Here is a 7,811-nt window from a genome sequence, read left to right as displayed (position 1 = left end):
AAGCCCCACCGGCACGGATGCGCCACGAATGACAGGCGTGTCGTTCGTTACGATTTCGTGAACGGAGACCGGCGTTCCGGCGGGGTCTACGAGCGCTGCTGCGCGAACGCCGCGCACGCCTCGTCGAGCAGCCCGAGCGTCTCGTCGTCCGTGCCCGCGTGCGGCGCGACGCGCACCGTCCCGGACCGGGTCGTGACGCTCACGCCGCGATTGGCGAGCTCCGCCCCGAGCGCGGCGACGCTCTCGGGCGCGAGCGAGACGATCCCCGCGCGGCGAGCCGGATCGAGCGGCGTCACGACCGGGATGCCGTGGCGCTGCGCGATGTCGATCACCCGTGCGGTGCGCTCGGCGACCGCCTCCTCGACCGCGGCGACGCCGACGGCCTCGACCGCGGCGAGCGCGACCGCGAGCCGGGCCGGCAGCATGGCATCGGAGCCGCTGACTGTGTACGCCTGCGCCGACGAAGCCGGCGGCGGCACGGAGTCGACCGTCATGCCGCCCTCCGCCCCGCGGAAGCCGGACAGCACGGGCTGGATCGCGGCGCGCGCCCGTGCACCGAACCACGCGAAGCCCGTGCCGCGGCCGGCGCGCAGCCACTTGTAGCCATGACCGCACACGACGTCGGCGACCTGCCAGTCGGCCTCCACGACACCGAACGACTGCACCGCGTCGACGATCAGCAGGCGGTCCGGGCCGATCGCCTCGCGCAGCGCTTCGAGGTCGGCACGGTACCCGGTGCGGAAGTCGACGTGACTCACGACGAGCGCGACTGTGTCCTCCGCGAGCGCGTCCGCGACCGCATCCGGAGTCACGAAACCCTCCGATGCCGTCAGCCACTGCGGCCGCACCCGCCCGAACGCGTCAGCGGCACGCGTGATCACCGTCGGGATGTTCGGGAACTCCGCCGGTGAGGCGAGCACCCCGCCCGAGAGCCCGTAGACCGCATGCATCAGCCCGTAGGTTGCGGAGGGCTGCAGGGTCACCTCGTCGCGCACGGTGCCCAGCAGCCGGGCGAGCAGCGCGCACGTATCGTCCTGGCGCTCGGCCACGTGCGCGATGCTGCTGGCGCGTCCGGTGCCGAGCATCTCGAAGTCGGCCGCCACTTCCTCGCGGACGGCGGCCGAGACCGGCCCGAACGCCGCCCAGTCGAGGTAGCCCGGCTCGACCTCGAACGTGGAGCGGAACGCGTCGATGGTGCTGGTCACACCACTATTCTGGCAGGACGGCCGGCGGATGACCGGCGCTCCGGCGCCGGTCAGCCGCCGAAACGTCGGTCGCGCTTGGCGTAGTCCCGGATGGCGCGCAGGAAGTCGACCTCGCGAAGATCCGGCCCCAGAGCCTCCACGAAGTAGAACTCGCTGTGCGCGCTCTGCCACACGAGGAAGTCGCTCAGCCGCTGCTCACCGCTCGTGCGGATCACGAGATCGGGATCCGGCTGTCCGCCGGTGTACAGGTGCTCGCCGATCGCCTCGGGCGTGAGGTTCTCGGCGAGCTGCTCGAGCGTGCCGCCGCTCTCGTCGTGCTTGACGATGATCCGGCGGACCGCGTCGACGATCTCGTGGCGACCGCCGTATCCGACGGCGAGGTTGACATGCAGTCCGGTATGCGTGCGGGTGCGCTCCTGCGCCTCCCGCAGGGCCCTGGCGAGCGTCTCGGGCAGCCCGTCAGGGCGTCCTGCATGGTGCACACGCCAGTCACCACTGGCCGCGAGGTCGCCCGCGAGGTCGGCGATGATGTCGATCAGGTCGGCGAGTTCGGCGGAGTCGCGCTTTCGCAGGTTGTCGTTCGAGAGCAGGTACAGGGTGACGACCTTGATTCCCAGCTCATCGCACCAGGCGAGGAACTCCATGATCTTCGCGGCACCCGCGCGGTAGCCGTGCGCGACCGAGTCATAGCCGAGCTGCCGGGCCCACCTGCGGTTGCCGTCGATCACCATCGCGACATGGTGCGGCACGCTGCCCGGGTGGATCTGACGCCGCAGCCGAGAGCTGTACAGCCGGTACAGCGGGCCACGACCCTCGGCCGGACGCAAGATACGCACGGCAATACGCTACTCCGCAACCCCGGGCGTCCCGTGCCACGGCGTTCAGGGACGACGCATGCTCGTGACGGCACGGATCGGCCCGTACGCTCGGAGCATGACGCACGCGCAGGATGACGACCCCACTTCTGCAGACGGTGTTCCTCAGCTCCCGCTGCTGGACGCGGCAGATCGCGATGCGAACGTCGAGGTCAAGCCGACCTGGCGCGGCTGGGTCCACGCGGGCACCTTCCCGGTCGCCATCATCGCCGGAATCGTGTTGATCACGCTCGCGGAGGAAGGGCCCGCCAAGTGGGCGTCGGCCGTCTTCATGGCGTCGTCGCTGCTGCTGTTCGGCAACTCCGCGGTGTATCACCGCTTCGACTGGAACCCGACGACCAAGGCGATCCTGCGACGTATCGATCACGCGAACATCCTGCTGCTGATCGCCGGCACGTACACGCCGATCGCCGTGCTCGCACTGCCGCCCGGGAAGGGATCGCTGCTGCTCACGCTCGTGTGGAGCGGTGCGCTCCTGGGCATCCTCTTCCGCGTCTTCTGGCTCAGCGCGCCGCGCTGGCTGTACGTGGCGCTGTACCTGCTGCTCGGCTGGGCGGCCGTGATGTACCTCGGCGACCTCCTGCGCGCCAATGAGGCGATGATGGTGCTCGTCATCGTCGGCGGGCTGCTCTACTCGGTGGGTGCCGCCATCTACGGAGTGAAGCGCCCCAACCCGTGGCCGGGCCGGTTCGGCTTCCACGAGATCTTCCACGTCTGCACGGTGCTGGCGTTCCTGTGCCACTGGACGGCCGCACTGCTCATCGCTCTGGAGCCGCTGCCCGGCTCGATCGGCGGCTGAGAGCCGGTGATCAGCCGGCCTGCGTGATCCGCGCAGTGGGCGCCTGGCTGGGATCCGGCCTTGCCGCGCTCTCGGCACCCCCTGCGTGCACGGGGCGCTCGGCTTTCGCGGCGTAGAGCGCGCGGTCGGCTCGCAGCAGGAGGTCATCGGGACGCTCGCCCGTACGCAGGGCGGCAGCACCCCACGACCACGACTCGTCCGCCTGCAGTCGCAGCCGCCGCATCACGGCGTCGGCGCCGTCCAGATCCACGCCCGGCAGCGCCAGGACGAACTCGTCGCCACCGAAGCGCGCAACCGCGTCGCCGCCGCGCAGCCGTCTGCGCCACCGCGCGATGGCGGTGCGCAGCGCGAGGTCGCCGTGATGATGGCCGTACTCGTCGTTCAGCAGCTTGAAGTCGTCGAAGTCGATGGCGACCACGCTCAGCGCCGTGCCCCGCCGATGCGCATTGCGCACGAGCTGGGCCAGCCGCTCTTCGAAACCCAGCCGGTTCAACGCACCCGTGAGCTCATCCACCTGCGCCAGCCTGCGCAACCGCAGCCGTACCGCCAGCACCACCTCGAGCAGGAACCACGAGGCGGGGATGCCGACCGCGACGGGCACGTGGATCAGGTCGTGCTCGACGCGCGGACCGGCCGCGGCGATGCCGGCGATCATGGTGAGCATCACGAGGAGCAGGAACGCCCGCGCGATGCCCGGTGCGTACAGGCAGGCGAGCAGCATCGCGATGAGCTGGAGTCCCAGCAGAGCCTCCGCGAGCGGCACAGGCGAAGACATCCACGCCAGGTGCCCGAACGTCGTCGCCGCCGTCAGCACCACCCAGACGAGCGCCGCCCACGAGGGGAAGCGGTCGCCCATCGCCAGCGCCACCGCGATCGTCAGCGCGCCGAGCACGATGTCCGCGACCGACATCGCGACCTCCATCGAGGACGCGGCGATGCTCAGGTCGGGCAGGTCGGTGAGGAGGAACAGCGCCGCCGCGCCGATGCAGACCCCCGTCGCCAGGCGGTGTCGCGTCACGCCCGCCGCGGTGTCCAAGACGGTGAGGATCGTGGCCGTCCGCCGCGGATAGGTGCGCGCGGAACGCGAGGGGGCGCGCAGCTTGTCCCGGTACAGCTGACGATCCGCCTGCCGGAACGCGCGATCCAGAGAAACCGTCGGCGTGAGCTCGGCCACGCCCGCGCTGAATCGATGCGACGAGGCCTGGCGCAGCGCGGCGACGATCTCGCGCGCGGCGTCCTCTCCGTCCGCTCTCACCACGATCACGAACTCGTCCCCGCCCCACCGCCCGATCAGCGACTCCTCACCGAGCGCCTGCCGCCACGCGCGCACGCTGTCGCGCAGCAGCAGGTCGCCGGCGGCATGTCCGTTCCTGTCGTTGAACGGCTTCAGATCGTCGATGTCGATGGCGATCACCCAGTGGCCGCCGCGACGTCGCGTGCGCGCCTCCGCCCGGAGCCCGCGCCGATTGAGGGCACCGGTGAGCGGATCCGTGCTCATCGCATGGCGCAGCCCCCGGATCAGCGCGATGGACACCTCGAGGACGAACACGCTGACCAGCGCCGCGTACAGGCTCGACCAGCCGACAGCTCCGGCGAGACCGCCCAGATTGGGGTTGCCGATCCCCGCCGCGGTGGAGGCGGCGAGGATGCCGCCGACGGCGATGCGAGCCGTCCGCTCCCGGAAGGACCACCCGAGATAGAGCGCCACCAGCGGCAGCAGGTAAAGACCGCTGAGGAGCCCCGCCATGTCGGGCGACGCGGCCTGGGCCACCGTGATGCCCAGTGCGATCCCCGTCACGAGCACGAGGCCGGCCCAGCGCGGCAGCCGGTGCCCCGCGGCGAGCGCCCACGCGCCGCCCAGCAGACACAGCACGAGCTGAACGAGCTGCGAACTCGTCTCGACCGGCGTATGCCGGTGCATCAGGACATGCGCCGCGATGAGGGCGGCGAAGAACAGCGCGCCGACGGCCGTCGCGAAGGAGAAGCTCGACTGCCGCGGGAGGCGGCGAGCGAGCTTCCGGCCGTAGGCGCGCCCGATCGTGCCCACGGCAGGGCCGAGGGCATCGTCGACTGAGCGCGACATGCGTGGTCTCCAGGGTGCACCGGCTCGGGTAGCCGGCGTTGCGCCGGCTCGGGTGCCGGCCATCGCCTCACAGCTCGGGTAGCCGATCAGCGACCCGCACAGACTAGCGGATTCGGCCTCGATCGGCGCCACCCCTCGCGGGCTGGATCGACGCGCCGCCGCCGGGCGGCTAGAGTCGCTGCGGGGAGCACGACGAGAGCGAGATCATGCAGGTTTGGGGCGCGCCGAAGCAGCCGCGCGGGAGCACGCACGAGATCCACTTCCAGCGGCTCGTCGACGTGCGCTCGGAAGCGGTCATCGGCTTCGAGGCGCTGGCGCGCTTCGCGGACCGACGTCCGCCGACCGCGCATCTGGCAGAGGCCCGTGAGGCCGGCCGGCAGGTCGCGCTGGAGATCGAGCTGCTGCGCAGCGCCGTCGCCGCGGCGAGTGCGATCCCGTCTCACGTGCTGGTGACGATCAACGCCTCCGCGGCCACGATGGAGTCGCCGGAGCTCGACGGCCTCCTGCCGCCAGGACGTCGCTGGGGCCTCGAGCTCGCGGAGACGTCCGAGATCCGCGCTGCAGACGACCTGCGCTCGCGCGTCGCCGACCTCGGCGCCGTCCTGCTGATCGACGACGCCGGAGCGCAGCACGCCTGCCTGGAGTGGATCCCGGAACTGCGACCGGAGATCGTCAAGATCGACAAGAGCGTCGTGTGGGAGGCGTGCCAGCGCCGCTCGGCCCGTCGGCGCCTCGACGAGTTCGTGACGACATCTCGTCGTGTGGGCTCCAAGACCCTCGCGGAGGGCGTCGAGACCGAGCTGCACGCACGCGTCGTGGCGGACGCGGGCATCGACTACGCACAGGGGTATCGCTACGGCGAGCCCGCAGCGGTCGCCGCCTGACTCACGACGCCGTCCGGGACGCGAGCCGCTCGGGTCAGACCGGTCCGCCCGGGTGGATGCTGCGCGTCTCGCTGCGGAGCGCGCGTCCCCTTCGCGGACGCGGCTTCGGCGGCAGCTTCGCGATCGCGAGCGCGAGGTACAGCAGGGTGTTGACCGCCACGAACGCCGCGAGGACCGCGAACCATCCGGTGTGCAGGACGGCTTCCGGCAGCAGGAAGCCCATCCTGGGCGCGACGATCGCCGAGGGGATCATGCGGTCACCTCCTCGGTCACGGGGCGCTCCCCCAGGTGCGACCAGGTCGCCTCCCGCCGGAACACCATGTCGATGATGCCCTTGACGAAGACGACGTCCAGGAACAGGTCGAACACCAGCTCGGGCAGCACGAGCGCCGCGAGCAGCCGGGCCCGCCGCCCTGCCCGCCACACGGTCACGATCCGCTCGACGGCGAAGACGGCGCCGAGGCCGGCCCAAAAGGGGAACCACACCCATTCGTCCATCGCCGCGGCCATCAGGGCCAGCAGCAGGAAGTACGCGCTCAATGCGATCACCGAGTAGCCGATGCCGATCTGCTGCGCCCAGTAGCGCACGGTCGTCGGCGTCACTCCGTAGGCCGCGAGGTTCTCGATCGCTCCGCGCTGCCAGCGCAGGCGCTGCTTCCACAGCATCGTCCAGGTGGGCATGAGCTCCGTGATGACGGTGCACTCACGAGGCGAGGTGATCAGTCCGCCGAGGCTCTTGATCGCGATGGTGAGCTCGTTGTCCTCGGTCAGGGCGGCGGTGTCGTAGACGTCGCCGTGCGTTCCCGGAAGAAGCGATCCCCGAGACGCGGCGACGGCGCGCACGGCGGCGGGACGGAACACCGAGGCGGTGCCGGTGAGCACGAACACCTTGCCGCGTCGACGTTCGATCTCGCGCGTGTACCTCGCGTACTCGCTGCGCTGCAGCATGCCCAGCAGTCCGTGCCCCGGCTCGCCGAGGAACAGGCCGCCGACGGCCATCAGAGCGCGATCCGCCGTCATGCGCTCGCGCGCGGTCGCCAGGAACACCGCGGATGCGAGCCGCGTGTCGGCATCCATCACCATGACGGTGTCGTTGTCCCCGAGGTCGGGAAGGACGCGGCGCAGGGCCTGATTCAGGGCACCGGCCTTCTTGCGGTCGTTGTCCACCGTCTCCCACACCTCCACGCCCGCGGCACGCGCCACCTCCACGGTGCGGTCGGAGCAGTTGTCGGCGACCACGATGATCCGCTCCGGCGGCGTCGACTGCGCCCGCAGCGACGCGATCGTGGCGGGCAGACTCGCCTCCTCGTTGTGCGCGGGGATGAGGACGGTGATCGTCACCTCTCCGGCGAACACGCCGCGGGTGTCCGCCATGATCCGCCGCGGCGCGAGCGGTCGGGCCGCGATCTGCGGCGCCGTGCGGCGCGCGCGCTTCAGCACCGCGTCCTCGTAGAGGGCGATGCCGGCGCCGGCGATCAGCGCGACGGCGATCGCGGCGACGACGAGGGCCACGGCCGGCGCATGAGGGTCGTAGCGGATCGACCACTCCCCCAGCTCGAGCGTCCGCGGCTGCCAGAACGGCCGTGGATCGGTCGCGGCGAGCACCCACCACAGGATGCCCGCCGCACACAGTGTCACCGCGAGGATGCCGAGGCCGGCGAACCGCTCGAATCGCGACCGCTTCATCGCGTTCCTTTCCCCGGCACGAGGGCGCGGGACTCTGGGCCCGCGATCACCCGGCGCAAGCGGCAGGGATCGCCTGGGCGGCGTGACAGGACGGGGAGAGCCCCGACGCGGAAGGGTCAGTCCTTCTCGTGCGCCGTGTCGTCCCGCGGCGTCTCTCCGCGAGCGGCGGCCTCCTCGGCATCCAGCGCCTCGTTCGCCTCCTCGCGGTACCGCGTGCGACGCACACGGCGCAGCATGTCGAACACGAGCAGGGCGACGAGAACCACGAGGATCGCGATG

At 71.2% G+C, this 7,811-nt stretch carries 7 protein-coding genes; 2 read left to right on the top strand and 5 right to left on the bottom strand.

What is annotated here, in order from left to right; translation table 11 throughout:
* Nucleotides 1-86 precede the first annotated feature (86 nt).
* On the bottom strand, nt 87-1,205 hold the full coding sequence (locus tag RIF89_RS08950; RefSeq protein WP_309068774.1) for an aminotransferase class V-fold PLP-dependent enzyme: 1,119 nt from the start codon (nt 1,203-1,205) through the stop codon (nt 87-89).
* Nucleotides 1,206-1,255: 50 nt separating this feature from the next.
* The gene (locus RIF89_RS08945; RefSeq protein ID WP_309068775.1) at nt 1,256-2,032 is read right to left on the bottom strand and encodes an isoprenyl transferase; all 777 of its coding nucleotides are present in this window, start codon (nt 2,030-2,032) and stop codon (nt 1,256-1,258) included.
* Between the two features lie 106 nt (nt 2,033-2,138).
* Here RIF89_RS08945 and RIF89_RS08940 point away from each other — a divergent pair, with 106 nt between their 5' ends.
* Nucleotides 2,139-2,879 (top strand): hemolysin III family protein, encoded by a 741-nt coding sequence (locus RIF89_RS08940; protein WP_309068773.1) that lies wholly within the window; start codon nt 2,139-2,141, stop codon nt 2,877-2,879.
* Nucleotides 2,880-2,889: 10 nt separating this feature from the next.
* On the opposite strand, the gene RIF89_RS08935 is transcribed toward RIF89_RS08940, so the two are convergent.
* Nucleotides 2,890-4,962, bottom strand: a complete 2,073-nt coding sequence (locus RIF89_RS08935; protein ID WP_309068772.1) for a GGDEF domain-containing protein — start codon at nt 4,960-4,962, stop codon at nt 2,890-2,892.
* A 206-nt stretch (nt 4,963-5,168) separates the two neighbouring features.
* On the opposite strand from RIF89_RS08935, the gene RIF89_RS08930 reads away from it, so the two are divergent.
* Nucleotides 5,169-5,846, top strand: a complete 678-nt coding sequence (locus tag RIF89_RS08930; protein WP_309068771.1) for an EAL domain-containing protein — start codon at nt 5,169-5,171, stop codon at nt 5,844-5,846.
* A 34-nt stretch (nt 5,847-5,880) separates the two neighbouring features.
* Here the strand turns inward: RIF89_RS08930 and RIF89_RS08925 are convergent, their stop codons facing one another.
* Together RIF89_RS08925 and RIF89_RS08920 are read right to left on the bottom strand one after the other, a co-directional pair.
* Nucleotides 5,881-6,099: a hypothetical protein gene (locus RIF89_RS08925; protein ID WP_309068770.1), complete on the bottom strand. Its 219-nt coding sequence runs from the start codon at nt 6,097-6,099 to the stop codon at nt 5,881-5,883.
* Nucleotides 6,096-7,532, bottom strand: a complete 1,437-nt coding sequence (locus RIF89_RS08920) for a glycosyltransferase (protein ID WP_309068769.1) — start codon at nt 7,530-7,532, stop codon at nt 6,096-6,098. Before RIF89_RS08920 ends, RIF89_RS08925 begins: the two co-directional genes overlap by 4 nt.
* Nucleotides 7,533-7,811 lie beyond the last annotated feature (279 nt).

The sequence above is a fragment of the Microbacterium sp. genome, from assembly GCF_031178525.1.
GTDB lineage: Bacteria > Actinomycetota > Actinomycetes > Actinomycetales > Microbacteriaceae > Microbacterium.
Note: the sequence above shows the minus strand (reverse complement) of the source record. Positions and strands in the feature narration are given on the sequence as shown.

Excerpts from the sequence above, each read along its gene's own strand:
- RIF89_RS08940 (WP_309068773.1), top strand. The coding sequence starts at position 2,139 with ATGACGCACGCGCAGGATGACGACCCCACTTCTGCAGACGGTGTTCCT.
- RIF89_RS08935 (WP_309068772.1), bottom strand. The coding sequence starts at position 4,962 with ATGTCGCGCTCAGTCGACGATGCCCTCGGCCCTGCCGTGGGCACGATC.
- RIF89_RS08930 (WP_309068771.1), top strand. The coding sequence starts at position 5,169 with ATGCAGGTTTGGGGCGCGCCGAAGCAGCCGCGCGGGAGCACGCACGAG.
- RIF89_RS08925 (WP_309068770.1), bottom strand. The coding sequence starts at position 6,099 with ATGATCCCCTCGGCGATCGTCGCGCCCAGGATGGGCTTCCTGCTGCCG.
- RIF89_RS08920 (WP_309068769.1), bottom strand. The coding sequence starts at position 7,532 with ATGAAGCGGTCGCGATTCGAGCGGTTCGCCGGCCTCGGCATCCTCGCG.